The organism is Paraburkholderia sp. ZP32-5, from assembly GCF_021390495.1.
Classification (GTDB): domain Bacteria; phylum Pseudomonadota; class Gammaproteobacteria; order Burkholderiales; family Burkholderiaceae; genus Paraburkholderia.
Map to the genome: position 1 here is coordinate 30,718 of NZ_JAJEJP010000002.1, position 26,279 is coordinate 56,996.

At 63.6% G+C, this 26,279-nt stretch carries 29 protein-coding genes; 18 read left to right on the forward strand and 11 right to left on the reverse strand.

Annotated features, from left to right (window positions below; all coding sequences use genetic code 11):
• Nucleotides 1–14: 14 nt before the first annotated feature.
• Together L0U82_RS19000 and hpnA are read right to left on the reverse strand one after the other, a co-directional pair.
• Nucleotides 15–569, reverse strand: a complete 555-nt coding sequence (locus tag L0U82_RS19000; protein ID WP_233833460.1) for a hypothetical protein — start codon at nt 567–569, stop codon at nt 15–17.
• A gap of 136 nt (nt 570–705) precedes the next feature.
• A complete protein-coding gene (hpnA, locus tag L0U82_RS19005) occupies nt 706–1,716 on the reverse strand; it encodes a hopanoid-associated sugar epimerase (protein WP_233833462.1) in 1,011 nt (336 codons plus the stop codon).
• 138 nt (nt 1,717–1,854) lie between these two features.
• Here hpnA and L0U82_RS19010 point away from each other — a divergent pair, with 138 nt between their 5' ends.
• Nucleotides 1,855–2,148, forward strand: a complete 294-nt coding sequence (locus tag L0U82_RS19010; RefSeq protein ID WP_233833464.1) for an acylphosphatase — start codon at nt 1,855–1,857, stop codon at nt 2,146–2,148.
• Nucleotides 2,149–2,236: 88 nt separating this feature from the next.
• Here the strand turns inward: L0U82_RS19010 and egtD are convergent, their stop codons facing one another.
• Nucleotides 2,237–3,220 carry an L-histidine N(alpha)-methyltransferase gene (gene egtD, locus L0U82_RS19015; protein ID WP_233833466.1) on the reverse strand — a complete coding sequence of 328 codons (984 nt, stop codon included), beginning with the start codon at nt 3,218–3,220 and terminating at the stop codon, nt 2,237–2,239.
• Between the two features lie 638 nt (nt 3,221–3,858).
• Here egtD and rarD point away from each other — a divergent pair.
• Nucleotides 3,859–4,755, forward strand: a complete 897-nt coding sequence (gene rarD, locus L0U82_RS19020; RefSeq protein WP_233833468.1) for an EamA family transporter RarD — start codon at nt 3,859–3,861, stop codon at nt 4,753–4,755.
• 59 nt (nt 4,756–4,814) lie between these two features.
• Here rarD and L0U82_RS19025 read toward each other — a convergent pair whose 3' ends face one another.
• Complete coding sequence (locus L0U82_RS19025; RefSeq protein ID WP_233833470.1) at nt 4,815–5,354, reverse strand: Mpo1 family 2-hydroxy fatty acid dioxygenase; 540 nt, start codon at nt 5,352–5,354, stop codon at nt 4,815–4,817.
• 101 nt (nt 5,355–5,455) lie between these two features.
• Between L0U82_RS19025 and L0U82_RS19030 the strand changes: the two genes are divergently transcribed.
• Nucleotides 5,456–6,178 carry a Crp/Fnr family transcriptional regulator gene (locus L0U82_RS19030; RefSeq protein ID WP_233833472.1) on the forward strand — a complete coding sequence of 241 codons (723 nt, stop codon included), beginning with the start codon at nt 5,456–5,458 and terminating at the stop codon, nt 6,176–6,178.
• On the opposite strand, the gene L0U82_RS19035 is transcribed toward L0U82_RS19030, so the two are convergent.
• The 6 genes from L0U82_RS19035 to L0U82_RS19060 all read right to left on the reverse strand — a co-directional run bounded on the left by L0U82_RS19035 (nt 6,175) and on the right by L0U82_RS19060 (nt 9,982).
• Nucleotides 6,175–6,513 (reverse strand): hypothetical protein, encoded by a 339-nt coding sequence (locus L0U82_RS19035; RefSeq protein ID WP_233837408.1) that lies wholly within the window; start codon nt 6,511–6,513, stop codon nt 6,175–6,177. The genes L0U82_RS19030 and L0U82_RS19035 overlap by 4 nt on opposite strands.
• Before the next feature lie 298 nt (nt 6,514–6,811).
• Nucleotides 6,812–7,201, reverse strand: a complete 390-nt coding sequence (locus L0U82_RS19040; protein WP_233833474.1) for a hypothetical protein — start codon at nt 7,199–7,201, stop codon at nt 6,812–6,814.
• A 328-nt stretch (nt 7,202–7,529) separates the two neighbouring features.
• Nucleotides 7,530–7,790, reverse strand: a complete 261-nt coding sequence (locus L0U82_RS19045) for a hypothetical protein (RefSeq protein WP_233833476.1) — start codon at nt 7,788–7,790, stop codon at nt 7,530–7,532.
• Nucleotides 7,783–8,532: a DNA/RNA non-specific endonuclease gene (locus L0U82_RS19050; RefSeq protein ID WP_233833478.1), complete on the reverse strand. Its 750-nt coding sequence runs from the start codon at nt 8,530–8,532 to the stop codon at nt 7,783–7,785. Before L0U82_RS19050 ends, L0U82_RS19045 begins: the two co-directional genes overlap by 8 nt.
• 402 nt (nt 8,533–8,934) lie before the next feature.
• Nucleotides 8,935–9,294, reverse strand: a complete 360-nt coding sequence (locus L0U82_RS19055; protein WP_233833480.1) for a DUF3564 domain-containing protein — start codon at nt 9,292–9,294, stop codon at nt 8,935–8,937.
• A 391-nt stretch (nt 9,295–9,685) separates the two neighbouring features.
• Nucleotides 9,686–9,982: a hypothetical protein gene (locus tag L0U82_RS19060; RefSeq protein ID WP_233833482.1), complete on the reverse strand. Its 297-nt coding sequence runs from the start codon at nt 9,980–9,982 to the stop codon at nt 9,686–9,688.
• Between the two features lie 165 nt (nt 9,983–10,147).
• Between L0U82_RS19060 and L0U82_RS19065 the strand changes: the two genes are divergently transcribed.
• A complete protein-coding gene (locus L0U82_RS19065) occupies nt 10,148–11,119 on the forward strand; it encodes an IclR family transcriptional regulator (protein ID WP_233833484.1) in 972 nt (323 codons plus the stop codon).
• A gap of 148 nt (nt 11,120–11,267) precedes the next feature.
• On the opposite strand, the gene L0U82_RS19070 is transcribed toward L0U82_RS19065, so the two are convergent.
• On the reverse strand, nt 11,268–12,341 hold the full coding sequence (locus L0U82_RS19070; protein ID WP_326489748.1) for a porin: 1,074 nt from the start codon (nt 12,339–12,341) through the stop codon (nt 11,268–11,270).
• Nucleotides 12,342–12,778: 437 nt separating this feature from the next.
• Here L0U82_RS19070 and L0U82_RS19075 point away from each other — a divergent pair, with 437 nt between their 5' ends.
• The 14 genes from L0U82_RS19075 to L0U82_RS19140 are packed head-to-tail and all read left to right on the forward strand — an operon-like array spanning nt 12,779 to nt 26,237.
• On the forward strand, nt 12,779–13,093 hold the full coding sequence (locus L0U82_RS19075; RefSeq protein ID WP_233833486.1) for a non-heme iron oxygenase ferredoxin subunit: 315 nt from the start codon (nt 12,779–12,781) through the stop codon (nt 13,091–13,093).
• A 2-nt stretch (nt 13,094–13,095) separates the two neighbouring features.
• Nucleotides 13,096–13,407, forward strand: coding sequence for a recombinase-like helix-turn-helix domain-containing protein (locus L0U82_RS19080; RefSeq protein WP_233833488.1), 312 nt, complete (start codon nt 13,096–13,098; stop codon nt 13,405–13,407).
• 60 nt (nt 13,408–13,467) lie between these two features.
• A complete protein-coding gene (locus L0U82_RS19085; protein ID WP_233833490.1) occupies nt 13,468–14,550 on the forward strand; it encodes an aromatic ring-hydroxylating oxygenase subunit alpha in 1,083 nt (360 codons plus the stop codon).
• Complete coding sequence (locus L0U82_RS19090; protein WP_233833492.1) at nt 14,543–15,310, forward strand: SDR family oxidoreductase; 768 nt, start codon at nt 14,543–14,545, stop codon at nt 15,308–15,310. Before L0U82_RS19085 ends, L0U82_RS19090 begins: the two co-directional genes overlap by 8 nt.
• Nucleotides 15,311–15,336: 26 nt before the next feature.
• Nucleotides 15,337–15,864, forward strand: coding sequence for a cupin domain-containing protein (locus L0U82_RS19095; RefSeq protein ID WP_233833494.1), 528 nt, complete (start codon nt 15,337–15,339; stop codon nt 15,862–15,864).
• Between the two features lie 57 nt (nt 15,865–15,921).
• Nucleotides 15,922–16,833, forward strand: a complete 912-nt coding sequence (locus L0U82_RS19100; protein WP_233833496.1) for an alpha/beta fold hydrolase — start codon at nt 15,922–15,924, stop codon at nt 16,831–16,833.
• A gap of 14 nt (nt 16,834–16,847) precedes the next feature.
• Nucleotides 16,848–17,732 carry an IclR family transcriptional regulator gene (locus tag L0U82_RS19105; RefSeq protein WP_233833498.1) on the forward strand — a complete coding sequence of 295 codons (885 nt, stop codon included), beginning with the start codon at nt 16,848–16,850 and terminating at the stop codon, nt 17,730–17,732.
• Complete coding sequence (locus L0U82_RS19110; RefSeq protein WP_233833500.1) at nt 17,732–18,541, forward strand: SDR family oxidoreductase; 810 nt, start codon at nt 17,732–17,734, stop codon at nt 18,539–18,541. The genes L0U82_RS19105 and L0U82_RS19110 overlap by 1 nt, the downstream gene beginning before the upstream one ends.
• Nucleotides 18,534–20,192, forward strand: a complete 1,659-nt coding sequence (locus L0U82_RS19115; RefSeq protein ID WP_233833502.1) for a thiamine pyrophosphate-binding protein — start codon at nt 18,534–18,536, stop codon at nt 20,190–20,192. The genes L0U82_RS19110 and L0U82_RS19115 overlap by 8 nt, the downstream gene beginning before the upstream one ends.
• A complete protein-coding gene (locus L0U82_RS19120; RefSeq protein WP_233833504.1) occupies nt 20,185–21,015 on the forward strand; it encodes an aspartate dehydrogenase in 831 nt (276 codons plus the stop codon). The genes L0U82_RS19115 and L0U82_RS19120 overlap by 8 nt, the downstream gene beginning before the upstream one ends.
• Nucleotides 21,016–21,068: 53 nt before the next feature.
• Nucleotides 21,069–22,559, forward strand: coding sequence for an aldehyde dehydrogenase (locus tag L0U82_RS19125; protein WP_233837410.1), 1,491 nt, complete (start codon nt 21,069–21,071; stop codon nt 22,557–22,559).
• Between the two features lie 25 nt (nt 22,560–22,584).
• The gene (locus L0U82_RS19130) at nt 22,585–23,550 is read left to right on the forward strand and encodes a VOC family protein (protein WP_233837411.1); all 966 of its coding nucleotides are present in this window, start codon (nt 22,585–22,587) and stop codon (nt 23,548–23,550) included.
• Complete coding sequence (locus L0U82_RS19135; protein ID WP_233833506.1) at nt 23,543–24,808, forward strand: NAD(P)/FAD-dependent oxidoreductase; 1,266 nt, start codon at nt 23,543–23,545, stop codon at nt 24,806–24,808. Before L0U82_RS19130 ends, L0U82_RS19135 begins: the two co-directional genes overlap by 8 nt.
• Before the next feature lie 25 nt (nt 24,809–24,833).
• Entirely contained in the window at nt 24,834–26,237 is a 1,404-nt protein-coding gene (locus tag L0U82_RS19140) for an MFS transporter (protein ID WP_233833508.1), read from the forward strand.
• The last annotated feature ends 42 nt before the right edge of the window (nt 26,238–26,279 follow it).

Below are 26,279 nucleotides of genomic sequence, written 5' to 3' on the forward strand. Positions count from 1 at the left end.
CGCGTGTTCGTCCGTCAGGCGTTGCTGAGCATCATGTACATCTGAATCACGACATCCGGCGAGAACGTGAACGGCACCCAGCCGTGGCCAGTGTGGCGCATCACCAGCAGGCGGTCGCCGTTGGACTGCTTCTGTACCGCCATCACCGGATTTTTCGTCGACACGAACTGCCAGCCGGGCGGCACGCCCATCGGCTGTTCCGGCTGCATCGACGCGCGCGCGTTCGATAGCTCCTCGATCAGCTTGCTGATCTGGTCCGGGTGAAACGAGACCATCTGGTCGCCGATCTTCATCGTGATTTCGTCGCGCGTAGGCCGGCCGACTTCGAGCGTCGGCTGCAGTTGCGGAGCGGTGGGCGCGGCGTCGGTTACGGAAGACTCGGGCGCCGGTGCGTCGTGCTCGGCGACCGTCGTCTCGGCGTGCGCTGCATCGGCCGCGGCTTCAGACGCCTGCGATGCCGCTGCGTGTTCGGGTGTCTCGGGAATGTTTTCGGCCTGCGTGGCCACGACAGCCTGAATGAGCTGATCGACGCCCATTTCCAATGCGCCGAGCTGTTCGTGAAGATTCATGCGAGTTTCTCTGGTAGGACCCGCGATTTTACCTGCTGCGCGCGGCCTTGGACCCGTCGCCGGCGCGGGACTTGTAACAAAATGCTTACGCTCGCGCGGAATCGCGAAGGACGGCCGGTGCGCCGTCCCACCTAGATCAGCTCTTCAAATAGCCCGCCTGACGAAACCACTCGAGCGCATCCGCCAGCCCCTCGCGATAAGGCCGCGCGCGATAGCCAAGCTCGCGCTGCGCCTTCGCCGACGTGAAATACATCTTGTTCTTCGACATCTTCAATCCGTCGACCGTGACGAACGGTTCGCGCTTCGTGAATTTGGCGACCGCCTCCGCGCCCATCGCGAGCGGATACAGCGGCCAGCGCGGCAGGCTCAGCGTCGGTGCCTTGCGGCCGGTCAGCGCGGCGATATCCGCGAGCATCTGCTGCAGCGGCAGATTTTCACCGCCCAAGATATAGCGCTCGCCGATCTTGCCGCGTTCGAGCGCGAGGAAATGGCCGGCGGCGACATCCTCGACGTGTACGAGGTTCAGGCCCGTATCGACGAATGCCGGAATCTTGCCGAGCGCCGCCTCGAGGATGATGCGGCCGGTCGGCGTCGGCTTGACGTCGCGCGGACCGATCGGCGTGGACGGATTGACGATCACCGCGGGCAGACCATCCTCGGCGATCATCCGTTCGACCGCGCGCTCGGCGAGCACCTTGCTGCGCTTGTACACGCCGATCGCCTGCGCTGCGGTGAGCGGCGAGGTTTCGTCGGCGGACTGGCCGGAGCTGGTCACTTTCAGCGTCGCGACGCTGCTCGTGTAGACGATGCGCTCGACGCCTTCCTTCAACGCCGCGCGCATCGTTGCCTCGGTGCCTTCGAGATTCGAGCGCTCGATCTCGCTCGGGTCCGGTGCCCACAGCCGGTAATCGGCGGCCACGTGCAGCAGATAGCGCACGCCACGCAGCGCGTTGCGCATCGACGCTTCGTCGCGCATGTCGCCAACCACGATTTCCGCATCGAGCGCTTCGACGTTTTTGCGCGGACTCGTCGCGCGCACCAGCACGCGCACGTTGAAGCCCTTGCTTTGCGCGATGCGTGCCACCGACGAGCCGACGAAGCCGGACGCGCCGGTCACGAGCACGAGATCGCGATTCTGTTCGGTCATTCTGTTTCCATTCCCTGCGTGACGGTCGACGGATTGTACGTGGCGCGTTCGCGAAATGGGCGTTGGCGGGCACGGCCGCGGCGACGCGACTAGAATGCCGGCTTGAAAGATTGACAGGCATTCAAAGGAGAAACCAGCATGGCCCCGGATCTGGACGAGCGCATCGAAACGTATTACGTGCGAGTGCGCGGCATGGTGCAGGGCGTCGGCTTTCGCCACGCGACCGTGCGCCAGGCACACGCGCTGGGTATCAAGGGATGGGTTGCGAATCTCGACGACGGATCAGTCGAAGCGATGCTGCAGGGACCGGCCAATCAGATCGACCGGATGCTGTCGTGGCTGCGTCACGGGCCGCCGGCGGCGCGCGTGACCGACGTGAGCGGCGAGGAGCGTCTGTCGGATAAGCGCTACGAACGTTTTGAGCAGCATTGAGGGCGACGCCGCGGTGAGCGAGGCTCCGCGGCTGAGCTGAATAAATCGCGCGCGCAATGTTCCGCGCGCATCGCCCTCTTTGCAGCGCCTACTGCGCCACCAGCAAACTCTCCGCGAAGCCCCACTCGTCCTCGATCCATTGATGGCTGCACACGAAGCCGGCATCGTCGGCAATCGCGGGCAATTCTTCCGCGCGGTACTTGTGGCTGCTCTCGGTCCAGATCGTTTCGCCTTCCTTCAGCGACACCGTCAACTGCGCCGCGCGCACGTGCGCGGTCAGATCACGCTTCGCGCGCAAATGCATCTCGATGCTGCGCGCGTCCGGGTTGAAGCGCGCGACGTGCTCGAACGCGTCGAGCGGAAAGTCGCCATCGAGTTCGCGATTGATGCGCGCGAGCAGATTCAGATTGAACGAAGCCGTTACGCCGACCGCATCGTCGTACGCGGCGATCAGCACCGGCGTCGGCTTGATCAGATCGGTGCCGAGTAGCAACGCGTCGCCGGGCGCGAGCATGTTGCGGATATCGCGCAGAAAACGCGTGGCCGCGAGCCTGCCGAAGTTACCGATCGTGCTGCCGAGAAACAGCACGAGCAGCCGGTCGCCTTGCGCGCGATGCCGGCTCACTTCGGCGAGACCGGCCAGGTAATCGCGCTCGTAACCGACGATCGAAATCCGCTCGATGTCGCCGAGTTCACGCCGGCACAACTGCAATGCACTGCGCGAAATTTCAATCGGGCAGTAAGAAGTGGGGCGTTTTTTACACAGTGCTTCGAGAATGCGGCGTGTTTTGCGGCCGCTGCCGCTGCCGAGTTCGGCGACGGTCACGTCATGCGGCAAATGTCCGACGATGTCCGCTGCGTGCTTCGTAAGCAGGTGTTCCTCGGCGCGCGTCACGCCGTATTCGGGCAATACGGTAATCACTTCAAAAAGCGCGGAGCCGACTTCATCGTACAGATACTTCGACGGCAGTTCTTTTTGCGGCGCGTGGGTAAGGCCCGCGCGCACGTCGGCCGCGAAGGCTCGGCGTAGTTCGGAAGGCGAGTTGCCAAGCGATAGGGCTGGCTGGGTCATGCTGGCTCCAGTAGTCACATTCGATAAGCGGAAAAGTTGCCGGGTAGTGGCATGCGTGGTCAACGCGGTTGACGCATGCCGTGGGCGAGAAGCGCGGGTGGGCGCGGGGGGGCATCCCCGCGGCTGCCTGAAAGTTGCGCTCAGGACTGCATTCGCCGGCCCGGCTCGTGGGTGCTGCCAGGTGATGCCGAGAGGTGGTGCTGCGTGAGCCGCCGCGAACGGCGGGCGAGCAGCGTGCAATGTTTCATAGCAAGATTCGCGCACGAGTCGGACCTGAACCGGAAATCGATACTCAATGAAACCGGAACGCGGTTCGCCCCCGAGGCGCATGAAGTTATGTTCTAGCGCATCGACGGCCGATGCGCACGACTAATTGCAGCCGGCTGACGAAAAAGCGCGAACCCTGTCAGCCGACAACCCGTCTAGAATGCCCGATTTGCGCCATTCGTGCTTCGGCCTCAAACGACCAGAACAACGATGCAGCGTCTGCCTGCTTACGAGACACCACATTCCATGATCATCCCGACCATCACGAACGTCGCGCGCGCGGCTGCCGCGCCGTGCTTGCGCGCGCCCGCAAGCGCCGTATCGAACCCGTCGATCACCCCGTGCGCGGCGTCCGCGTGCCGGACCGCGCAATGAACCACAACGACTTCAGACGCGGTATTGCATTGTCGGTCGGCGCGTCCGCGATGTTCGCCTTGTTGTCTGCTTACGCGACGCTGCTCAAACCGCTCTCCGGCCTCGACATCTTCGCGTGGCGGATCGTATGGACCGCGCCGGGCGCGCTGCTGCTCGTCGCGTTGCGCAAACGTCTGCCGATTCTGCGTCAGCTTGTTGACCGCATGGTGACGGAGCCGAAGCTCGGCATCGCGATGGTGGTTGCGTCGGCGTTGCTCGGCATACAGCTATGGTTGTTCCTGTGGGCGCCGCTGCATGGCCGCATGCTCGAAGTGTCGCTTGGCTATTTCCTGTTGCCGCTCGCGATGGTGCTGGTCGGCCGCTTCCATTATCGCGAGCGCCTCGACGCGTTGCAGTGGCTTGCGGTCGCGTGCGCGGCGATCGGCGTCGGTCACGAACTGTGGGTGACCGGCGCGTTTTCATGGCCGACGCTCGTGGTGGCGCTCGGCTATCCGCCGTATTTCGTGCTGCGTCGCAGGATCAATCTGGATTCGCTTGCGATGTTCACCGTCGAAATGGCGCTGCTGGTGCCGGTGGCGGTCGTGTTCATCGTGGTTGGCGGCTCGCTGCAAGCGATCGCCGGGCGCGTGGAGATGTGGTGTCTGCTATTGCCGGGCCTCGGCGCGTTGAGCACGGTCGCGCTTGCTTCGTATTTGAAGGCGAGCCGTCTGTTGCCGGTCGCGTTGTTCGGCATTCTCGGTTACGTCGAGCCCGTGCTGCTCGTACTCGTATCGATCACGCTGCTGCGGGAAACACTGAGCGCCACGCAACTGGCGACCTATGTGCCGATCTGGATCGCGGTCGCGTTGACCGCGCTGCATAGCGTGCGGTTCGTGCGCTTCGCGCGGGACTGAACGATGCAGATGCGACGCGACGTGGATGCCGGGCCGCTGAGCTGAGGGATGCGTCTCGATCAGTGCCGCGCTTCGGTGCGATCCGCGTTGATACGCGTCGGGCCGACCTGCGCGTCGATCGCGTCGCGCAGATCGGGGCGCCAGCCAACGCCGAACAGCGCTTCGGCGAGCACGAATAGCGGCCCGATCAGCAGACCGATCACATCGTCGACGAAGGCCGGCTTGCGATGTTCGTACGCGACATGGCCGACGAACTGGAACACCCAGCCGATTACGAAGAGGCCAATACCCGTGGCGAGCCATACGAGCGTCGACTGCGCGGCGGCCCATTGACCGAACGCGACGCACAGTGCTGACACGCAGGCCATCGCGACACCGAGCGGCACGTCGAGCACAAGGTAATAGACGGTCGCCGCGACGAACAGCAGCCACGCGGGCGATAACGTGACCGGCAACAGGGCGCCGCCGAAAGCGGGGCGGCTCAACAGCACCGCGAGCGCGAGCACGATCATCGGAATGCCGACGAAGTGCGTGGCGATATTGCGCCGGTCGCGATGGTAGGCCGCGTATTGCGTCAGTTGCTGGGTCAGCGTTCTCATCAGTGCCGCTCCTGTGCCAAAGTCAGCATAATCGCGGACAGCCGAATTTGAAACCATCGGGTAGCCGACAATCAGCGATCATCGCGCACGGATGCCGTCCCATGACAGAGCGTTTTTCATCGAATGAGCTGGCGGCGCTGCTTGCGCGCAGCGCATGGTTTCGCGCGGCGCCCGACGACATGCGAATGCGCTTGCTGGAAGCAGGGCGCGTCGAATGCCTTGTTGCCGGTCAGCGCCTCTTCATGCGCGGCGATGCCGATGATGGTCTCTATTGCGTGCTCGACGGGCTCGTCAGAATCGGCGCCGCGAGTCCTAGGGGCAAGGAAGCCTTGCTCGCGGTGATCGAGCCGGTGAACTGGTTTGGCGAGATCGCGCTGTTCGACGATCGCCCGCGCACTCATGATGCTTATGCCGAGCGCGATTGCGCGTTGTTTCATGTGCCGCGCGCGGCGCTTGCCGCGTTGCTCGAACGCACGCCGGCTTACTGGCACGTGTTCGGTCTGCTGCTCACGCACAAACTGCGTCTCGCGTTCGAGGCGATTGAAGAGGCCGCGCTGCTGCCCGCCGCGCCGCGTGTCGCGCGGCGTCTGTTGCTGATGGCGGGCGGCTATGGCGAGCCCGGCGCGTTTCGGCGCGTACTCAAGGTTTCGCAGGAAGATCTCGCGATGATGCTCGCGTTGTCGCGGCAAACGATCAATCAGGTGCTGAAGCACTTCGAAACGCAGCGCGCGTTGCAACTGCGCTATGCGGAAATCGAAATCGTCGACGTCGACAAACTTCGCGCGTTGGCCGATTTGCAGGCAAGCGACGCCGAACCGGATTAATGCGCGGCGGCAGTGCTCGCGCGACGCTTCAACGGGCCGATCGTCGCGGCCGGCAACGTGGCGAGTAGCGTGTGCAACGTGAAGTCCAGGTCTTCACGCGCGATATCCAGGTGCACGCGAATTTCTTCGCGAGCGTTTTCCGTACCGATGACGTAAACCCCGAGCGGCGAATGCAATAGCGCGCGCAATTGGGTACTGGCGTGATCGTGGGGCGGGTGGGGCAGGGTTACGCACAGAAGTGCGCGTGCGGAAGGGAACGGAATGACGTTGTTGCGTTGAACCTGTCGGCCGGCGGATTGCGGCGCGAGCGTGTCGAGCGGTTGCGTAAGAGCCATTGAGTGCCGCAGTCGTTTGATGCGGTAGTGAGTCGGGACAATGGGAGAGTAGACGTCCGCGAGTAAACGCGGTGCAAAAATTCGGCCCGTTGTCGAAAAAATGATGCGGTGTAGAAGCCTGCGTCGACTCGGTACATGAAGCTTCATTCGCACCAAAGCGTGGCACGATCGTAATAGAGATCGCGCAGAAAAAAGGCGAGTCATACGACTCGCCCTCCCTGAACGACACACCCGGCTTCGATCAGCTTTTATTGGAAAACCATCTGCATGGCCGGTAAGCGCCGGAACCGGACACGTGTTATTGCGTCTTGGTCGTGCCGGTTTGCGCGCCGTCGGCTTTCGCCGGAGCAGTGCTGGCCTCTTTCGCGCTCTCCGTTTTAGTCTTCGCGGCGCTCGTTTCGACGGCGTTTTTCTTGCTGGACTTGTGGGTCGTTTTCTTCGTGTGGGCGGCGGTCTTTTTCACCTGTTTCTTCGGTGCGGCTTCGGCGGGTGCCTTCGTGTCGGCCGTGCTTTGGTTAGCGGCGCCGGCTTGTACCGACGTGTTCGCCTTCAGATTCGCCTGACCGGCGGCCGGCATTTGCGCGGATTGAGCAGCTTGCGTGGATTGCGTCGTGGACGGTGCGGCCGTTTGAGCAAATGCGGTCGACACGAGCAGAGCGGAAGCGAGAGCAGCGAAAAGCGTCTTCATCAGATGACTCCTTGTTGAATCGGTGGATTCTTTTGTCGCGGCCGAATCATTTCAGCCTGCCGGTTTAACGTAGGCCGGAATACGGGAGTTGACGCCGTCGTGGTGACAAAACGTAACTACTGCGTCAGCGCTGATACATGTTGGCGTTGGTGCACACCGCGACCGGCGCAATACGGCGCGAATGCGAAGCGGAAATGACAAAGGCGGGAGAGCTTCTCCCGCCTTTGTCTTGGCGCCTTTCGACAGTACTTTGCAACGGCTAGTGACTAACGGTTAATGACTCATGCACGCGCAGATGCAGACTCAGGCCGCCGCCGGCACCTCGCCTTCATTGAAATGGATTCTGCACGACACCCGGCTTCGCATCCGGCTCGTCTTTCACTTTCGCCGGCAGATCTTTTTGCGCCTGCAGACTCGCGACGATTGCATCGACCGCTTCCTTCAACGCAAGCGCCGCCTTCAGGCCGCGCTGATCGCGGGTCAATTCGAGCGTGCCGTTCAGCACGACGCGTGTGGTGCCGTTGCTGAGCGTCAGCGCGTCGCCCTGAATGTTGAGTACGTCGTCATCATTCGAGTAGGGTTTAAACACCTTTCAGTCCTCCTGGCCGCTGGTCCTTGAGGTTCTCCGGAATGCCCGGAAAACGGATGCCCGATACCGCTTCGAGTTCGTGAATCGTCCGGATGTCGTAGCGATTGGTCGACACATTATCGACGACGATGGCGAACGCGAGGCGGCGCGACGGCACATAGACGGCCTTGTACAACTGCGTCGGCACGAATACGCGCGTCGGTCCGATGGTTTGCAATTGCTGGCCGTTAAATAGCGGCCCGGTGACGACATAGGTGTCGTCGTACGAGAGCGCGATCTTGCGCACCGCGGTTTCGATACGCGCCCACAGTCGCTGGTTGTTCTGACGGTCTTGCGGCACGACATTGGCGAGCGAGAACGATTGCGCCATCGCTTCCTCATTCCAGCGATTGCCCGCCGGGCTCATATGACCGCGATCGAAGCCGCTGCGTTTGTAGTCGGCTAGCGTCGCGCCTTCGCCGTCGGGCAGGCGCGCATCTTCGAAGAACTTGTTGGTGCGTACCATATCTTTTGCTTCTTCGATATGCTCGCGCGTCAGATGCTCGGCGGACCATAACGGCCCGTGCGTAACGCCCGAATGCAGAACCGCGAAATCGCTATAGCAAAGCAGGCGCGTTTTCGGCGCCATCTTCTGATTGGTCAGCGCGGGCCACTGCGCATTCGGCGTGAACTGGGTGCAGGAAGGTGCCGCGCTCGCATGAGCGGCGACGGCGAATAACAGACAGGCAAGCCACTTCTTCATGTGTCGGTCGTTCGATGGATGGGGGCGCAAGTATAGCGTCGCGATCGCTATAGAGCGACCTCGTCGGCACGGTAAATACAGGGAGTGGAGAAAGGAGAAGTGGCGCGAATCGAGCGGGCTTGAACGGTACTCGAATCTGGAATTCAAACTGCGTCGAACGCCCCGCGTGCGGATCGCGGCGCGCACACTCGCGCGGCAAAAGGCAAAAAAATGGGCCGCTTTGCAGCGACCCGAATGCGTGGACTTCCGACTCTACGCACGCAAGCTTAAGAAGTTCTTAAGCGACGCGCGGCCGAGTGTGCGCTCGCGTACGCACACCCGTGGCGCCTGCGAGCGAGCCGCTCGCGGCGAGCCGGAAGTTTCGACCGAAAGATATTGAATACGCGTAAATCGCGCTAGAACCTAATTACCGAACACGCTGTTTTCCGCGTGTACTTTCTGGCGATCGACTGCTTGCAGACGCCAGAAGCCGCTCGTCTGCTTGTGCGAGCGCAGCGCGGTCCACGCGGCGGCGCCTTGCGCGGCGCTCACGCGTTCCTTGCGATCGACATGCAGGCCGCGCAACGTACAAAGCGGTGCATCGGCGCTCGGCGCGCACAGCGTCGTCACGCCGTCTTGGTCGTGCAATTCACCCCACGGGGGCAGGTCGATCCCTTGATGCGCCTCTCTCGACCACCGGTGCTCATCGGTGTCGAGCCAGAGCACAGCGTAATCGTGGCTTACGGTGGGATCGGAACCGTTGATCAGGATGGTCAGTCGCATGTCAGTTCCGTACAAAGTGCGAAGTGCTTTATCAGTCTAGGCGGCGCCGCGCGTTATGCAAGGCAAAGGCATCGCATGCACGAGGAAAAATTGTCGCACCCGGCGCGCATCGAGATACGGCGGATGCTGCGATGCGCTGCGGCATGAGCGGCGTGCGTGCAGCATAAGCAGCAGGCACGCTGCGAATCGCATCGATTCACTCCGCGCGATATAACGCTCAGGCGGGGTCGAGCGTTGCCGATAAATTGCCGGGCGGCGCGAGTCCATACACGCGGCTAATGCAACATAGAAGAAACGCAGAATCGAATTCGTGCCGTACACCGTATGATCGACGTGACCCTTCTTCGCGGAGAGGAGAAATCACCAGCGTCGTGGCGGCGAGTCCCGCCCCTTACGGCAGCCTGCGCTTTACGCGCCAACTGTGATGCGTTGCATCGACGGCTAATAGTAGCCAGTGACGTGCGTCGACAGGATGACGCTTTTGCGTCGCGTAGCCGTCAACCGTCAATTCGAGTTCGTCATGCGCGCGCAGATGGCAGGTGGCGTGCGCGCCCGAGCCATCCGCGAATTCGACGCGCGCGTCGGTGAGGTCTGGTGCCGAGGCCGGTTCCGGCAGATGCGCGATGCGCACCGCGCAGCCCGGATAAAGATGCGAGTCGGCGACCTGAATCTGGATCGAAGCGGACATGGCCTGGCCTCCTTGCGCGTCACTGGCGCGAGTGCGCGGCACCGCTGCCCGGCGCCGCTGGACCGGCTCAAAGCATAGCACCGCATGGCCGATTCGCCGCATGCTTCGCGCTATGATGACGAATTGGAGTCAACGAACCGTAAAGAAACGGAAACGGTAGCCACGATGGCAAAAGAAGAGCAGACAGGCGCGGGGCGCAGGCAGGGAAAACCCCGTGGAGGAGCCGCGGCGCAACCGCGCGACGAAGCCGCGCAATTGCTCGCGGACAGTGCGGAACTCGCCGCTTCCGCCGATGAGGAAACCGCCGGCGGCTCCACTTATCTGGTGCCGGGTCTCGAGCGCGGTCTGCGCATCCTCGCCGAATTCAGCGCGCGCGAGCCGGTACTCGGCGCGCCCGAACTGTCGAAGCGGATCGGCATTCCGCGCACCACCACATTCCGCTTGCTGCAAACGCTGGAGGCACTCGGCTTTCTCGAACGCGTGAATGGCGACCGCTATTTCAGGCTGAGTGTCGCGGTACTGCGGCTTGGCTTCGAGTACCTGAGTTCACTCGAATTGACCGATGTCGGCACGCCGATTCTGGAGCGGCTGCGCGATTCGACCGGATTCAGTACGCATCTGGTGATTCGCGATCAGCGCGACGTCGTATTCGTCGCCAAGGCGCAAACGCACTCGCCGATGTTCAGCTCGGTGAAGGTGCACGTCGGCACGCGCTTGCCCGCGCATGCGACCGTGCACGGCCAGGTGCTGATGGGCGATCTGAGTTTCGAGGAATTGCGCCAGCTTTATCCGGAGCCGCAACTCGAGCGCTTCACCGAGCGCACGCCGGCTAGCGTCGAAGAACTGTACGGCCGCGTGCGCGAAAGCGCGGCGCTCGGCTACGCGGTCAGCGAGGCGTCGTTCGAGCGGGGGATTTCGGTGGTGGACGCGCCGGTGCGCGATCAGGCCGGCAAGATCGTCGCGGCGTTGACGGTCACGATTCCGCGTTCGGATATCGGTCTCGCGGCAGATCGCGATCCGCTGATCATCGCTGTATGCCAGGCGGCGCTCGAGTTGTCCGAGCGTCTTAGCTATCGCCCACGGGCGGACGACCCGACCACGATGCAGGCACGCCGTAGGCAGGTCGCGGCGAGCTGATCGCATAAAGCATCGCGCGCGGCATCTTTGATGCGCTTACTTCAAACGCTTCAAAGCTTCAAACGCGTTGCCCATCCATCGCTTCAGATCCATCGGCGAGTCCCGCTGCACCGCGCAGCCGGACTCGCCGCTTCACGTCGTCGACTAATCAGAACGAGTGATGGATGCCGCTCAGCACGATCGCCTGATTGCGGCCGCTCGATACGCCGGCGGTGAAGAACGCCGCATCCGTGTTCGAACCCGCGCGCTGATACAGCGCGTTGATATACACCTGCGTCGACTTCGACAGCGCATAGATATTGCCGATCATGAACTGCGTCCAGCGATGCCCGGCCATCGTCGTAGTCGCGGCGCCGCCGGCGATCGTATTGAACGGCGTGACCTGCCAGTTCGCGCCACCGTCGTAGCTCTGATAGGTATCCGACTGTCCGTTGCTGTCAAGCTTCACGCGCGTGTACAGGCCATGCACGAGCACGCTGCCGAACTGGTACGACAGACCCACGCCCATGTTTTGCAGCTTGTCGGCCATATAGGTCGCGGCGGGCTGGCCCTGGAAAGTCGTGATGCCGGTCGTGACGATCGATGGTGAACGGTTGTTTTCGTTCGAATAGCTCGCGCCGGCCTTGAAGCCGCCGTTCGCGTACGTCGCCGCAAAGCCGTAGGTGCGGCCGGTCGCGAAGTTGGTCTGGTTGCCGAGGCCCATCATCGCGCCGACGGTAAAGCCGCTGAACGACGCCGAACGGAATTTCACCGAGTTGTCGTACGGCACGACCGCGGTGTTGGCGAGCGCATCGATATTGCCCGGGTGGAATGCGTACCAGCTCGCGGCCTGATAGCCGGTGCTGAAGGTGCCGAGCACGTCGAAGCTGAACGGTGTCTGGTGACCGAAGGTCAGCGTGCCGATGTTGTCGGATGAAAGACCGACGTAAGCCTGACGGTTGAACAGCACGCCCGGCTTGGCCATCGCGCCGGTGTTCGTATAGAAGCCGTTTTCGAGCTGGAACACCGCCTTCAGGCCATTACCCAGATCCTCCACACCCTTCAGGCCCCAGCGGTCCGGCTGCATGTTGCCCTGTTCCTGAATCCACTTCGAGCTGCCGCCTACGTTGCTGATATACGCGACACCGGCATCGAGGCTGCCGTATAGCGTCACACTGCTCTGCGCCCACGCGCCCGTGGCCATGCAAGTCGCCGTCAAGCCGGCTGCAATGATTTGCTTCACCGCTAGTTCTCCTGATCTACGACGTCGGCGCTTGCCGAATGCGTCGTCCCTGATCTGTTCCTTGGTTGAGACAGTTCTGGTTTCTTCGCCAGAGCCTTTGGCGCGATACGTTTGTTCCATGTATGGACAAACGTATCGCCTATGGAAAGTATAGTGAAGCAGGGAATAATCAAAATAAATTTTGAGATCGGGACAAACCCGCATCGGCCGGATTGTGTCGTGTGACGATTCCGGCTAGCGCCGCGCTCCGCAAAGGCCCGCGTCATCGGGGCTTTTGCGGCGGCGGCGTGCGACCGATGTGTGGCAAAAACGACAGTCGGTGTTTTCCCCTACCAACCCAAGTTTTTATTTTCTCCACGCAAAACGACTTCTATAATTAACCACATACGAACTGACGTTCCTTGTATGGAACATAAAGGCTCAGGAGAACGTGAGAAATGACTGAACAATGGCGCTGCGCCGGACATGCCGGCGATCTGTCCGAAGACACCCCGCTCGAGTTCAAGCTCGACGACACGGAAATCGGTATCTACAAGGTGGGCGACGAGATCTACGCGATGGAGAACGTCTGCCCGCATGCATACGCATTGCTGACGCAGGGCTTCATCGACGGCGACACGATCGAATGTCCGTTGCACGAAGCCGTGTTCCATATCCCGACCGGCAAATGTCTGAAGGAGCCGGGTGGCCGCGACCTGAAGACGTACTCGGTACGTCTCGCAGGTGAAGAAATTCAGATCAAGGTGGAATGACCATGCGAGAGGTAGCCGTGAATTTCAATCCGTTCCTGAAGCCGTGGCTCGCGCCGCAACCGAACAACGTCGCCGGCAAGGGCGTGATCGAGAAGCCGGGCGAGAGCACCAACATGATTTGGCAGAACCGCAAGGCCGAGCCGACCCAGTATGAAAACGACTTCGGCGATGCGCTCGAACGCGTTTTCGAAGCCGGCGCGACGGAATTGCAGGAAGTCGCCGACGGCCTGAACCGCGATGGCTTCCGTACCCCGGAAGGCACGCCGTGGAACGCCGAGCGTCTTGCCGCCGAATTCCGTTTGCTCGCCGATTAAGCGCGCTATTCCGAACACGTCCCCGAACACGTTTCATCGCATCCGTACTGGAGTCTCTTCATGACGTCCCCCACTACAACTGAAGGCACGGCCGATCCGGTCAAGACGTATCTGGACCGCGGCCTGCGCAATTACTGGTATCCGGTCGCGCCGAGCTGGCAGGTCGGCAACGCGCCGATCGGCATCACCCGTCTCGGCGACCAGATCGTGCTGTGGCGCGATGGCGAAGGCAAAGTCCGCGCGCTCGAAGATCGTTGCCCGCATCGCGGCGCGCGTCTGTCGCTCGGCTGGAACCTCGGCGATCGCGTCGCCTGCTGGTATCACGGCATCGAAGTGAGCGGCGCCGGTACGGTCACCCGGGTGCCGGCCGTATCGAACTGTCCGCTCGAAGGCCAGACGTGCGTGAAGTCGTATCCGGTCGAGGAACACGCCGGCGCGATCTTCCTGTGGTTCGGCGACGACGCGCACAAGGAACCCACGCCGCTGCAACTGCCGGAAGAACTGGTCGGCGACGAATACGCGTCGTTCCTGTGCATGTCGAACTGGAAGTGCAATTACCAGTACGCGATCGATAACGTGATGGACCCGATGCACGGCGCGTATCTGCACGCGACGTCGCACTCGATGGCCGAAGGCGACAAGCAGGCCGACATGCGCGTGCGCAAGACCGAAACCGGTCTTATGTTCGAGAAGATCGGCCAGCGCGACGTGAACTTCGACTGGGTCGAACTCGGCGACACCGGCGCGCTGTGGATGCGCCTCGCGATTCCGTACCGCAAGAAGTTCGGCCCGGGCGGCAGCTTCGGCATCATCGGCTTCGCGGTTCCGGTGGACGGCGACAACTGCCAGGTCTACTTCTGGCGTACCCGCAAGGTGCAAGGCTGGCAGCGCGACGCATGGCGCTTCCTGTATCGCAACCGTCTGGAAGGTCTGCACTGGGACGTGCTCGAACAGGACCGCTACGTCCTCGAAAGCCTCGCGCCGAATGCTCGCGATCACGAGTTCCTGTATCAGCACGACGTCGGCATGACGCGCGTGCGCCGCATGCTGCGTCAACGGGCGCAGCAGGATCTCGCCGCGCTCGACGCGCATCGCGCGAGCGCAGCGCCCGCCACCACCGAAGCCGGTCACAGCCATGCATAACGACGCTCTCGCAGCGCTCAACGGCCGGCGCGTGCTCGTGACCGGCGGCGCGCGCGGACTCGGCGCGGCGTTCGTGCGCGCACTCGTTGAGGCCGGCGCGCGAGTCGTGTTCGGCGATGTGCTGCACGACGAAGGCCGCGCACTCGCGGCATCGCTCGTCGAGCAGGGCCACGCGGCCACCTATCTGCCGCTCGATCTCGCCGATCCGCAAAGCGTCAAGCAGTTCGCCGAACAGGGCGCGGCTCACCTCGGCGGTCTCGACGCGCTGATCAACAACGCGGCAATCACCAACTCCGGCGGCAAGTTCGCCGACGAGTTATCCGTGGACACATGGGACGCGGTGATGAACGTCAACGTGCGCGGCACCTGGCTGATGAGCGCCGCCGCATTGCCTTATCTGCGCGACTCGGGCCGCGGCAGCATCGTCAACATCGCGTCCGATACCGCGATGTGGGGCGCGCCGAAGCTGCTCGCGTATGTCGCGAGCAAGGGCGCGGTGATTTCGATGACCCGTTCGCTGGCACGCGAATTCGGCGCGCACGGCGTGACGGTCAACGCGATCGCGCCGGGCCTGACCGAAGTCGAGGCCACCGCGTACGTGCCCGCCGAGCGTCATCAGTATTACCTGCAAGGCCGCGCGCTGTCGCGCGCACAGGTGCCCGACGACGTAACCGGGCCGGTGCTGTTCCTGTTGTCCGATGCCGCTCGCTTTGTGACCGGCCAACTGCTGCCGGTCAACGGCGGCTTCGTGATGAATTGATCTTGTCGAATCGAAAGGAGAAAGAGATGGCCGACGCCGATAACGCAGGCAAATCCTGGGACCAACCCGTGGACGCAAGCTTCCAGCAGTGGCTGGACGGCCGCGTCGCGCGCTTCGAAACGCGTCGCTACGACTGGGACGCGCTGAAGTTCCAGGCCGACTTCGACCCGAAGTACCGCCGTGCGCAGATGCGCTATGTCGGCACCGGTGGCACGGGTGTCGCGAAAGACATGAACACGGTGCCCGCAGGCAACTTCACGTTTTCGACGATGGTGATTCCGGCCGGCAACATCGGCCCGAGCCATATCCATACGGATGTCGAAGAAATCTTCTTTGTGCTGCGCGGCAAGATGAAAGTGATCTGCGAGCGCGATGGCGAAACGTGGGAAGCGGTGCTCGGCGAGCGTGACCTGATCTCGGTGCCGCCGGGCGTGTACCGCACGGAAATCAACATCGGTGAGGAAGACGCATTGATGTGCGTGATGCTCGGTTCGTCCAAGCCGATCACGCCGACGTATCCGCCGGATTCGCCGCTCGCGAAGATCAAGCGCTAAGCGCTTCGAGCAGTTTCACTGCAACACCATCACCACATCACCCACGAAAAGGAAGTCATGTCCGCCGTCCCGTCCGCCAATGCTGGCCAGCCTGATCGTCATGCCGCGCTCGAAGCGCGTCTTGCCAGCTATCCGGCGCAGCAAAGCAGCCTGGCATCGCAACGCGTGTTGAGCTATCGCGAAGTCAATCGCGCCGGCCATGACGCGCTGCCGCTCGTGCTGCTGCACGGTATCGGTTCGGGCGCGGCATCGTGGGTGCAGCAGTTCGACGCGCTCGGCGAGTCGCGGCGCGTGCTGGCCTGGGATGCGCCGGGGTATGGCGCATCCACGCCGGTCGCGGCGCCGTCGCCGGCCGCGCAGGATTACGCGGCTGTTCTGAGGGAATGGCTCGACACACTCGGTATCGATCGCTGCGTGCTGGTTGGGCATTCGCTCGGCGCGATCATCGCCGGTGCGTTTGCCGCGGCGAATTCGCAGCGTGTGGCCGGGCTGTTGCTGTTGTCGCCCGCCGGCGGTTATGGCGCGGCATCCGCTGAAGTGCGCGACGCGAAACGCGACCAGCGCCTTGCGATGCTGAACGAACTCGGCCCGCAAGGTCTCGCTGAAAAGCGCAGCGCCAACATGCTGTCCGCTCACGCGAGCGACGAGGCACGTGCATGGGTGCGCTGGAACATGTCGCGCGTGATTCCGCACGGTTACGCGCAGGCGACGCATCTGCTCGCCAATGCCGATCTCGCGAGCGACCTCGCGCGCTACGCCGGCCGCGTCAATGTCGCGGTTGGCGCGGACGATGCGATCACCACGCCCGCGGCTTGCGAAAAGATCGCCCAGGCCGCACGCACCCCGTTGCAGGTCGTGCCGGGCGCGGGGCACGCCGGCTATATCGAAGCCCCCGCCGCCTATACGGCGCTCATCGACACGTTCTGCCGCGCGAGCGGCAGGAACGAGGCCGATGAGCTGAGCCAATGAACGGAGCCCATGACATGACGTCCGACATTCTCGATGCCGCAGGCGACGTGATCGCCGACGGCAAGGAAGCTGGCAGCGATATCGGCTACCGTGTGCCCGGTCTCGAACGCGGCTTGAAGATCCTGATGGAATTCTCGCCGCGCGAGCCGGTTCTCGGCGCGCCCGAACTGTCGCGCCGCCTGAAGATTCCACGCACGACGGTGTTCCGTCTGCTGCAAACGCTCGAATCGCTCGGCTTTCTCGAACGCGCCGATCGCGACCGCAACTATCGCCTCGGCATCGCGGTGCTGCGCCTCGGCTTCGAATATCTGAGTTCGCTGGAACTGACCGATCTCGGCCTGCCGATCATCGAAGGGCTGCGCGACGACACCGGCCTCACCAGCCATATCGTGATTCGCGACGGACGCGACGTCGTGTTCGTCGCCAAGGCGCAAAGCCATGCACCGATTTTCAGTTCGGTGAAGGTCAATGTCGGCACGCGCCTGCCCGCTCATGCGACGACGCACGGCCAGGTGCTGATGGGCGATCTGACGCTGGACGAACTGAAGAAGCTCTATCCCGAGCCGCAACTCGAACGCTTTACGACGCAAACGCCGGCCACGCTCGACGAACTCTACGAACGCATTCGCGATGACGCGCGGCGCGGTTTCGCGATCAGCGAGTCGTCGTTCGAACGCGGCATTTCGGTGGTCAGCGCGCCGGTGCGCAACGACACGCGCCGCATCGTCGCGGTGATCACGACGACGATTCCGCGCCACGAGATCGACGCGGCGCTGCTCGACGGTGGCCTCATCGACAAGGTGCGCCGCGCGGCGGACGAACTGTCGAAGCGGCTCAATTTTCGGCCGAAGTCCGAGCCGAATGGCGGCAACAAATACATGAAGGCATTGGGGCTCTGATGATCCAAATCGACTTGACCGGACAGGTCGCGGTAGTGACGGGCGGTTCGTCCGGCATCGGCCTCGCGACCGCCGAACTGTTTCTGCGCGCGGGCGCTTCCGTTGCGATCTGCGGCCGCGATACCGGACGTCTCGAAGATGCGCGGGTCGCGCTCAGCGACAAGTACCCCGGCGCGCAACTGCTCGCGCAGCGCTGCGACGTGCTCGACAGCGACGACGTGAACGCATTCGCACAGGCCGTGCAGCAACGTTTCGGCCGCACCGACATGCTGGTGAACAACGCGGGCCAGGGCCGCGTGTCCACCTTCGCCGACACCACCGACGACGCGTGGCGCGAAGAACTCGATCTGAAGTATTTCGGCGTGATCCGCCCGACCCGCGCGTTTCTGCCGATGCTGCGCGACGCCGCCGGCGAAGGTAATACCGCGAGCATCGTCTGCGTGAATTCGCTGCTTGCGCTGCAACCGGAGCCGCACATGGTGGCGACCTCGTCGGCACGCGCGGGCCTGTTGAGTCTGACCAAGTCGCTCGCGGTCGAACTCGCGCCGCAACGTATCCGCGTCAACTCGATTCTGATCGGCATCGTCGAATCGGGTCAGTGGCGCCGCCGTTACGCGACGCAGGCGCAGCCCGGCCAGAGTTGGGAAGACTGGACCGGCGAACTCGCGCGCAAGAAAAACATTCCGCTTGGCCGCTTCGGCCGCCCTGAAGAAGCCGCTCAGGCGCTCTTTTATCTGGCTACCACGCTGTCGTCGTACACGACGGGCAGTCACATCGATGTTTCTGGAGGCGTTGCACGACATGTCTAATAAAACCACCGTTGGCGAACTGATCGCCGCCTTTCTCGAGCAATGCGGCGTTCAAACCGCATTCGGCGTGATCTCGATTCACAACATGCCGATCCTCGACGCGATCAACACGCGCGGCAAGATCCGCTATGTCGGCGCGCGCGGCGAAGCCGGCGCGGTGAACATGGCCGATGGTCTCGCGCGCGTGTCGGGCGGCCTCGGTGTCGCCTTCACCAGCACCGGCACCGCGGCGGGCAACGCGGCGGGCGCGATGGTCGAGGCGCTGACGGCGGGCACCGCGCTGTTGCACGTGACCGGTCAGATCGAAACCGAATACCTGGATCAGGACCTCGCGTATATCCACGAGGCACCGGATCAACTGTCGATGCTGCAATCGATCTCGAAGGCCGCGTTCCGCGTGCGCTCGGTCGAAACCGCATTGCCGACGATCCGCGAAGCGGTGCGCGTCGCGCAAACGGCGCCGAGCGGCCCGGTCAGCGTCGAGATTCCGATCGACATTCAGGCGGCCGAAATCGAATGGCCGAGCGATCTCGGCGCTCCGCACCTGACGACGCTCACGCATAGCAGCGAGCGCGTCGCGCAACTCGCCGAGCAACTGGTAAAGACCAGGCGTCCGCTGCTGTGGCTCGGCGGCGGCACGCGCCACGCGCGTGCGGCGGTCGAGCGTCTGGTCGCGCTCGGCTTCGGTGTCGTGACCAGCGTGCAGGGCCGCGGCGTGCTGCCGGAAGATCATCCGGCGACGCTCGGTGCGTTCAACGTGCATCCGTCGGTCGAGAGCTTCTACAAGACTTGCGACGCGCTCGTCGTGGTCGGCTCGCGTCTGCGTGGCAATGAAACGCTGAAGTACAAGCTCGCGCTGCCGCAACCGCTGTATCGGATCGACGCCGACGCGCTCGCCGATAACCGTGGCTATCGCAACGAGATGTTCGTTCACGGCGATGCGTCGGCGGTGCTGAACGAACTCGCGACGCTGCTCGAAGGCCGCATCAAGATCGATCCGCGCTTCGCGCAGGATCTGGCCGCCGCGCGCGAAACCGCGGTCGCCGAAGTCAGCAAGGGCCTCGGCCCGTACAAGCGCCTCGTCGACGCGCTGCAGGACGCGGTGGGTCGCGACTACAACTGGGTGCGCGACGTGACGATCTCGAACAGCACGTGGGGCAACCGCCTGCTGAAGATTTTCTCACCGCGCGCGGGCGTTCATGCGCTCGGCGGCGGTATCGGTCAGGGCATGCAGATGGGCATCGGTGCGGCGCTCGCGGGCAATGCGGCGAAAACTGTTGCACTGTGCGGCGACGGCGGCCTGATGGTCAACGTCGGCGAACTCGCGACGGCCGTGCAGGAAAACGCCAACGTGATGATCGTGCTGATGAACGACCAGTGCTACGGCGTGATCCGCAACATCCAGGACGCGCAGTACGGCGGCCGCCGCTGCTACGTGCAACTGCATCAGCCGGATTTCGCGCAGTTCTGCGAAAGCCTGAAGCTCGCGCACTACCGCATCAAGTCGCTCGACGATGCCGCCGCGATCATCCGCGAAGGCATGGCGCAGACGGGCCCGGTGCTGGTCGAAGTGGACATGCTGTCGATCGGCTCGTTCGCGACCGCGTTCGCGGGCCCGCCGGTCAAGAAAGAGGAGCCGGAACATGCATAAGGCCGACTACGCGGGACATCACGCGCCCGTCGATGTCGCGATGATCGGCTTCGGCGCGATCGGCCAGGCGGTGTATCGCTCGGTCGCCGCCGATCCGGCGGTGCGCGTGTCGCATGTGATCGTGCCCGAGACGCACATTGCGTCGGTGCGCGATGAGCTTGGCGCGTCGGTGGACGTGGTGTCGTCGGTGACGGCGCTCAGCACGAAGCCGGAGTTCGTACTCGAATGCGCGGGCCACGGTGCGCTCGTCGATCACGTGATGCCGCTGTTGAAGTCCGGTGTCGATTGCGCGGTCGCGTCGATCGGCGCGCTGTCCGATGTCGGTCTGCTCGAATCGCTGGCGGCCGCGGCCGATGAAGGCGACGCGACGCTCACGCTGTTGGCCGGCGCGATCGGCGGTGTCGATGCGATCTCGGCGGCGCGTTTCGGCGGCCTCGACGAGGTGCTGTACACCGGCCGCAAGCCGCCGACCGGCTGGCTCGGCACGCCGGCCGAACAGGTCTGCGACCTGGCCGCGCTCAGCGAAGCAACAGTGATTTTCGAAGGCAGCGCGCGCGACGCCGCGCGGCTCTATCCGAAGAACGCGAACGTTGCCGCGACGATCGCGCTCGCCGGCCTCGGACTCGATCGCACGACGGTGCGGCTGATCGCCGATCCGAACGCGACGCGCAACGTGCATCACATCGTCGCGCGCGGCGTGTTCGGCGAGATGTCGCTCGAAATGAGCAACAAGCCGCTGCCGGAGAACCCGAAGACATCCGCACTGACCGCGTATAGCGCGATCCGCGCGCTGCGCAATCGCGCGGCACGCTGCGTCATATAAGACCCGTTAAGCCCCGCTAAGACCTTGGCCTGACAGCAACCGGAATGACCGACATGACTCACTTCGATACCAGCCTCGTGCCCAACGGCGATATTTTTATCGGCGGCGAATGGCGGCAAGGGCGTGGCAACCCGTACAAAAGCCTGTATCCGGCGGATCAGTCGGTCAACATGGAAATCTCGACGGCCAGCGCGGACGACGCGCGCGAAGCGGTCGAAGCCGCCGACGCCGCATGGCGCAAGCCGAACTGGTCGGGTCTGAAGCCGCATCAGCGCGCGCTGATCCTGTATCGGATCGCCGATCTGATCATGGCGCGTCACGAAGCGCTCGCGAATCTGCAGCGTCGCGACAACGGCAAGCCGATCGGCGAGACACGCGTGCTGGTCGCGAGCGCGGCGAACACGTTCCGCTATTTCGCGGCTTGCCTCGAAACGCTCGACGAAGAAGTCACGCCGTCGCGCGGCGACTATCTGACGATGAGCCTCTATGAGCCGATCGGCGTAGTCGCTGCGATCACGCCGTGGAATTCGCCGATCGCCTCCGATGCGCAGAAGCTCGCGCCGGCACTCGCGGGCGGTAACGCGGTGGTGCTGAAGCCGGCCGAAGTCACGCCGCTGGTGGCGCTCGCGCTTGCGCGCATCTGCGAGGAAGCGGGCGTGCCGAAGGGTGTGGTCAGCGTGCTGCCGGGCAAGGGCTCGGTGATCGGCGACGTGCTGGTGCGTCATCCGCTGGTGCGCAAGGTGTCATTTACCGGCGGCACCGAAGTGGGCCGCGGCATCGCGCGTATCGCAGCGGACAAGCTGATGCCGGTGTCGCTCGAACTGGGCGGCAAGTCGCCGACCATCGTGTTCGACGATGCCGATCTCGATCATGCAGTCAACGGTGTGCTGTACGGCATCTTCAGTTCGTCGGGCGAAGCGTGTATCGCGGGCTCGCGTCTGTTCGTGCAGCGCTCGATTTACGACACGTTCATGCAACGTCTCGTCGAAGGCGCGCGCAAGCTGCGCGTCGGCGATCCGTCGCGCGAAAACACGCAGATGGGTCCGCTGATCACGCAGGCGCATCGCGAGACGATCGAGCGTTATGTCGCACTCGGTCTCGAAGAAGGCGGCCGCCTGCTGTGCGGCGGCGAACGTCCGGTCGGCGACGGCCGCGAAGCCGGCACCTACTTCCAGCCGACGATTCTCGAAGGCCTGAACAACGACGCACGTATCTGTCAGGAAGAAATCTTCGGGCCGGTGCTGGTCGCGATGCCGTTCGACGACGAAGCGTCGCTACTGAAGGAGGCGAACAACAGCGTGTTCGGCCTTGCCGCCGGCATCTGGACGCGCGACTACAAGCGCGCGTACCGGATCGCGCGCGGCCTCGACGCCGGCACGATCTGGATCAACACCTACAAGCTGTTCTCGATCTCGACGCCGTTCAGCGGCTGGAAGGAAAGCGGCATGGGACGCGAAAAAGGCCGTCTCGGCATTCGCGAATACATGCAACAGAAGAGCCTCTACTGGGGCTTGAACGAAGCGCCGCTGGCGTGGGCGAACTAACGAACAGGCAACGAAGAGGCACGTGATGACGATTCTCGGCATTGAACAGATTACCTACGGCGTGACGGATCTCGCCACCTGTCGTCAGTTTTTCTCGGACTGGGGTCTGAAAGAGACCGCGCACGATAGCAAGCAAGCGCGCTTTGAAACGCAGAACGGTTGCACGATCCTCGTCGTCGAAGCGAACGAGCCGTCGCTGCCGCCCGCGTTCGAAGAAGGCCCGACGCTGCGCGAAGTGACGTGGGGCGTGGCGACGAAAGCGGAACTCGACGAACTGCGCGGCCGCTTCGCCGGTCAACCCGGCCACTACGAAACCGACGATGCAGTGGGCTGTATCGACCCGAACGGGATGGCGATTCGCGTCGAAGTGACCCGCAAGTGGGCGCTCGACGTGCAGGGTTCGCTGTCCAACGTGTGGGGCAAAACGCTGCGGGTGGATCAGCCGTCGCCGGTCTACGAACGCGCGGAGCCGATCGAAGTGGGCCATGTCGTGTTCTTCACGAACAGGCTCGCCGAACAGGAAAAGTTCTATCACGAGCTGCTCGGCTTCGAGACCTCGGATCGTTATCCGGGCCGCGGCGCATTCATGCGCTGCGCGCCGCACGGCGGTCACCACGACCTGTTCCTGCTCGCGCTGCCCAACGGCAAGCGTGGCCTGAACCACGTCGCGTTCACCGTGCGCGATATCCACGAAGTGTTCGGCGGCGGCATGCATATCAGCCGTTGCGGCTGGGAAACGCAGCTCGGGCCGGGACGTCATCCGGTGTCGTCGGCGTACTTCTGGTACTTCCAGAATCCGGCCGGCGGCCTGATCGAGTACTACGCGGACGAAGACCAGTTGACGCCCGAATGGCAGCCGCGCGAATTCGAACCGGGTCCGACCGTGTTCGCCGAATGGGCGATCGACGGCGGCATCGACGGCAATACGCGCCGGCAGAGAGACGCGAAGGCGCCGGAGGGCAAATTCATGACGGAGCGCAAACATGACTGACGCTGCTACCGAACAGGCGCAAGCCGCGCACGCGGGGCTCGAAGCGCCGCGCACGATCGTCGTGATCGGCGGCGGTCAGGCGGCCGGCTGGGTCGTCAAGACGTTGCGCAAGGAAGGCTTCGACGGCCGCCTCGTGATGATCGCCGACGAAGTGCATCTGCCGTACGAGCGGCCGCCGCTGTCGAAAGCGGTGCTGGCCGGCGAGGCCGATATCGAAACGGTGCGCCTCGTGAAGCCCGACGATTTCGACGCGCTGAACATCGAAGCCTGGCAACCGGATTGCGCGACGTCGATCGATCGCGAACAGCGCATCGTGCGCACGAAGGCAGGCCGCGAAGTGCAATACGACCGGCTCGTGATCGCGACCGGCGGCGCGGCGCGCCGTCTGCCCGACGCGCTCGTGAAGACCTCGCATCTGGCCTACCTGCGCACGCTCGATGAAGCCGTTGCGCTCGGCGAACGGCTGCGCGCGAGCCAGCGCGTGCTGGTGGTCGGCGGCGGCTGGATCGGTCTCGAAGTCGCGGCGACCGCGCGCAAGCTCGGCGTCGAGGCGAGCGTCGTGGAAGGCGCGCCGCGTCTGTGCATGCGCTCGCTGCCGCCAATGGTGTCGGACTTCCTGCTCGACCTGCATCGCGCGAATGGTGTCGACGTGCGTTTGAATGCGGCGCTCGTCAAGCTCGAAGACCATCCGAACGACGCGAAGCGGATTCGCGCGACCTTCGCCGACGGCTCGACGCTCGACGCCGATTTCGCGGTGGCCGGCATCGGCCTCGCGCCGCACACAGCGATCGCGCAAGCGGCGGGCGTGAAGGTGGAGGACGGCATCGTCGTCGATCATTTCGGTGCGACTGACGACCCGCGCATCTTCGCGTGCGGTGACGTCGCGAATCATCCGAGCGCGTGGCTGAAGCGCCGCGTGCGGCTGGAGTCGTGGGCCAATGCGCAGAACCAGGCGATCGCGGTGGCGAAAGCATTGCTCGGCAAGTTCGAACCGTATGCGGATATCCCGTGGTTCTGGTCCGATCAGTACGACGTGAATCTGCAGATTCTCGGCGACATTCCGGCCGATGCGCAGCTCGCGGTACGCGGTGACCTGGCAGGCAAACGCGCGACGCTTTTCTATCTGGAAGACAACGCGATTCGCGGCGTGATTGCAATCAACACGCCGCGCGAACTGAAGCTCTCGCGCAAGTGGATGAATCAAGGCCGGACCATCGACCTGGCCACCCTGACTGACGCCTCGACGGCGCTTGCCTAACCATTTTTACGGACGGCACTTTGGCATGAGAACTATAGATAACACCACAGGAGACCGCAGTAGCGCCGGTGTATCGGCGGCTGTGACCCCGGGTTCGATCATCGCGCGGCTGGAGCGCATGCCGCGTAACCGCATGCAGGTTCGCGCGCGGATCCTGATCGGTCTCGCGACGTTCTTCGACGGCTTCGACGTGATCGCGATCGCGACGACGCTGCCTCTGCTGATTGCAAAGTGGCATCTGAGCCCATGGGACGTCGGCTTTCTGCTCGGCTCCGGTTCCATCGGCCAACTGATCGGCGCATTCCTGTTCCCGTGGTACGCGGAGCGTGCCGGACGCGTGAAGGCGATCGCGCTCAGCTCGGGCATTATCGGCATCACCAGTATTGCGTGCGGTTTTGCGCCGACGTTCGCGGTATTCGTCGCGCTGCGCATCGTGCAGGGGCTGGGGCTCGGCGGCGAACTGCCGGTGGCCGCGACCTATATCAACGAGATCAGCCGCGCGCATGGCCGTGGGCGTTTCGTGCTGTTGTACGAAATCGTCTTCCCGATCGGGCTGCTCGCGTCGAGCGCAATGGGTGCGTGGATCGTGCCGCGCTTCGGCTGGGAAGCGATGTACTTCATCGGCGGCGCGCCGTTGATCCTGTTCTTCACGCTGCGCAAGCTCGTGCCTGAATCGCCGCGCTGGCTCGCCGTGCGCGACCGGATGGCCGAAGCCGATTCCGCGGTGCTGGCGTTCGAACGCGCGGCGAAGGTGCCGTTGCCGCCGGTCGCGAACTCGGCTGAATTCGACGAACTGGTCAATCGCCATCCGAAGCGTCGTATTGCGGACCTGTTCGGCCGTGCGTATCTGAAGCGCACGATCGCCGTCGCAATGCTGTGGATTACCTGCGGCTTCATCCAGTACGGTCTGTCGACGTGGCTGCCGACGATCTACCGCACGATCTATCATGCGCCGCTGCAACTCGCGCTGAACCTCGCGGTGGCGGCTTCGGTGCTCGGCGTGGTCGGTTCGCTGGTCTGCGCGCTGCTGGTCGACGTGGTGGGCCGCAAGCCGATCATCAGCATCTCGTTCGTGTTGTGCGCGGCTTCGCTGGCGGCGGCCGGCGTGCTGCACGATTCGTCGGTCTATGTGGTCGCGACGTGCTGTGCGCTGGCGCTCGGCTTCCTCGCCAGCGGCTTCATCACCGCTTACGTGTACACGCCGGAGCTGTACCCGACCAGCATCCGCGCGATGGGTTGCGGGGTCGGCGGCGCGTGGCTGAAGGTGGCGGCGATCTTCGCACCGGCGATCGTGTCGAAGACGATGATCGGCGGCAACCTGGACGTGGCGTTCTATATCCTCGCGTCGGTGCCGTTGCTCGCGGCGGTGGCGGTGTTCCTGCTCGGTATCGAAACCAAGGGCAAGGTGCTGGAGCAACTGGAGGCTTAACGCCGGGTTGATGCTCGCATTGCGAGTGCCGGCGTAGTTAGA

Bases quoted from the DNA above. Each gene is read 5' to 3' on its own strand.
- L0U82_RS19010 (WP_233833464.1), top strand. From the start codon at position 1,855: ATGGCCCCGGATCTGGACGAGCGCATCGAAACGTATTACGTGCGAGTG.
- L0U82_RS19055 (WP_233833480.1), bottom strand. From the start codon at position 9,294: ATGCGACTGACCATCCTGATCAACGGTTCCGATCCCACCGTAAGCCAC.
- egtD (WP_233833466.1), bottom strand. From the start codon at position 3,220: ATGACCCAGCCAGCCCTATCGCTTGGCAACTCGCCTTCCGAACTACGC.
- L0U82_RS19035 (WP_233837408.1), bottom strand. From the start codon at position 6,513: ATGGCTCTTACGCAACCGCTCGACACGCTCGCGCCGCAATCCGCCGGC.
- L0U82_RS19125 (WP_233837410.1), top strand. From the start codon at position 21,069: ATGACTCACTTCGATACCAGCCTCGTGCCCAACGGCGATATTTTTATC.
- L0U82_RS19110 (WP_233833500.1), top strand. From the start codon at position 17,732: ATGATCCAAATCGACTTGACCGGACAGGTCGCGGTAGTGACGGGCGGT.
- hpnA (WP_233833462.1), bottom strand. From the start codon at position 1,716: ATGACCGAACAGAATCGCGATCTCGTGCTCGTGACCGGCGCGTCCGGC.
- L0U82_RS19095 (WP_233833494.1), top strand. From the start codon at position 15,337: ATGGCCGACGCCGATAACGCAGGCAAATCCTGGGACCAACCCGTGGAC.
- L0U82_RS19025 (WP_233833470.1), bottom strand. From the start codon at position 5,354: ATGAGAACGCTGACCCAGCAACTGACGCAATACGCGGCCTACCATCGC.
- L0U82_RS19105 (WP_233833498.1), top strand. From the start codon at position 16,848: ATGACGTCCGACATTCTCGATGCCGCAGGCGACGTGATCGCCGACGGC.
- L0U82_RS19100 (WP_233833496.1), top strand. From the start codon at position 15,922: ATGTCCGCCGTCCCGTCCGCCAATGCTGGCCAGCCTGATCGTCATGCC.
- L0U82_RS19050 (WP_233833478.1), bottom strand. From the start codon at position 8,532: ATGAAGAAGTGGCTTGCCTGTCTGTTATTCGCCGTCGCCGCTCATGCG.
- L0U82_RS19135 (WP_233833506.1), top strand. From the start codon at position 23,543: ATGACTGACGCTGCTACCGAACAGGCGCAAGCCGCGCACGCGGGGCTC.
- L0U82_RS19085 (WP_233833490.1), top strand. From the start codon at position 13,468: ATGACGTCCCCCACTACAACTGAAGGCACGGCCGATCCGGTCAAGACG.
- rarD (WP_233833468.1), top strand. From the start codon at position 3,859: ATGAACCACAACGACTTCAGACGCGGTATTGCATTGTCGGTCGGCGCG.
- L0U82_RS19130 (WP_233837411.1), top strand. From the start codon at position 22,585: ATGACGATTCTCGGCATTGAACAGATTACCTACGGCGTGACGGATCTC.
- L0U82_RS19040 (WP_233833474.1), bottom strand. From the start codon at position 7,201: ATGAAGACGCTTTTCGCTGCTCTCGCTTCCGCTCTGCTCGTGTCGACC.
- L0U82_RS19115 (WP_233833502.1), top strand. From the start codon at position 18,534: ATGTCTAATAAAACCACCGTTGGCGAACTGATCGCCGCCTTTCTCGAG.
- L0U82_RS19030 (WP_233833472.1), top strand. From the start codon at position 5,456: ATGACAGAGCGTTTTTCATCGAATGAGCTGGCGGCGCTGCTTGCGCGC.
- L0U82_RS19090 (WP_233833492.1), top strand. From the start codon at position 14,543: ATGCATAACGACGCTCTCGCAGCGCTCAACGGCCGGCGCGTGCTCGTG.
- L0U82_RS19075 (WP_233833486.1), top strand. From the start codon at position 12,779: ATGACTGAACAATGGCGCTGCGCCGGACATGCCGGCGATCTGTCCGAA.
- L0U82_RS19120 (WP_233833504.1), top strand. From the start codon at position 20,185: ATGCATAAGGCCGACTACGCGGGACATCACGCGCCCGTCGATGTCGCG.
- L0U82_RS19140 (WP_233833508.1), top strand. From the start codon at position 24,834: ATGAGAACTATAGATAACACCACAGGAGACCGCAGTAGCGCCGGTGTA.
- L0U82_RS19060 (WP_233833482.1), bottom strand. From the start codon at position 9,982: ATGTCCGCTTCGATCCAGATTCAGGTCGCCGACTCGCATCTTTATCCG.
- L0U82_RS19080 (WP_233833488.1), top strand. From the start codon at position 13,096: ATGCGAGAGGTAGCCGTGAATTTCAATCCGTTCCTGAAGCCGTGGCTC.
- L0U82_RS19065 (WP_233833484.1), top strand. From the start codon at position 10,148: ATGGCAAAAGAAGAGCAGACAGGCGCGGGGCGCAGGCAGGGAAAACCC.
- L0U82_RS19000 (WP_233833460.1), bottom strand. From the start codon at position 569: ATGAATCTTCACGAACAGCTCGGCGCATTGGAAATGGGCGTCGATCAG.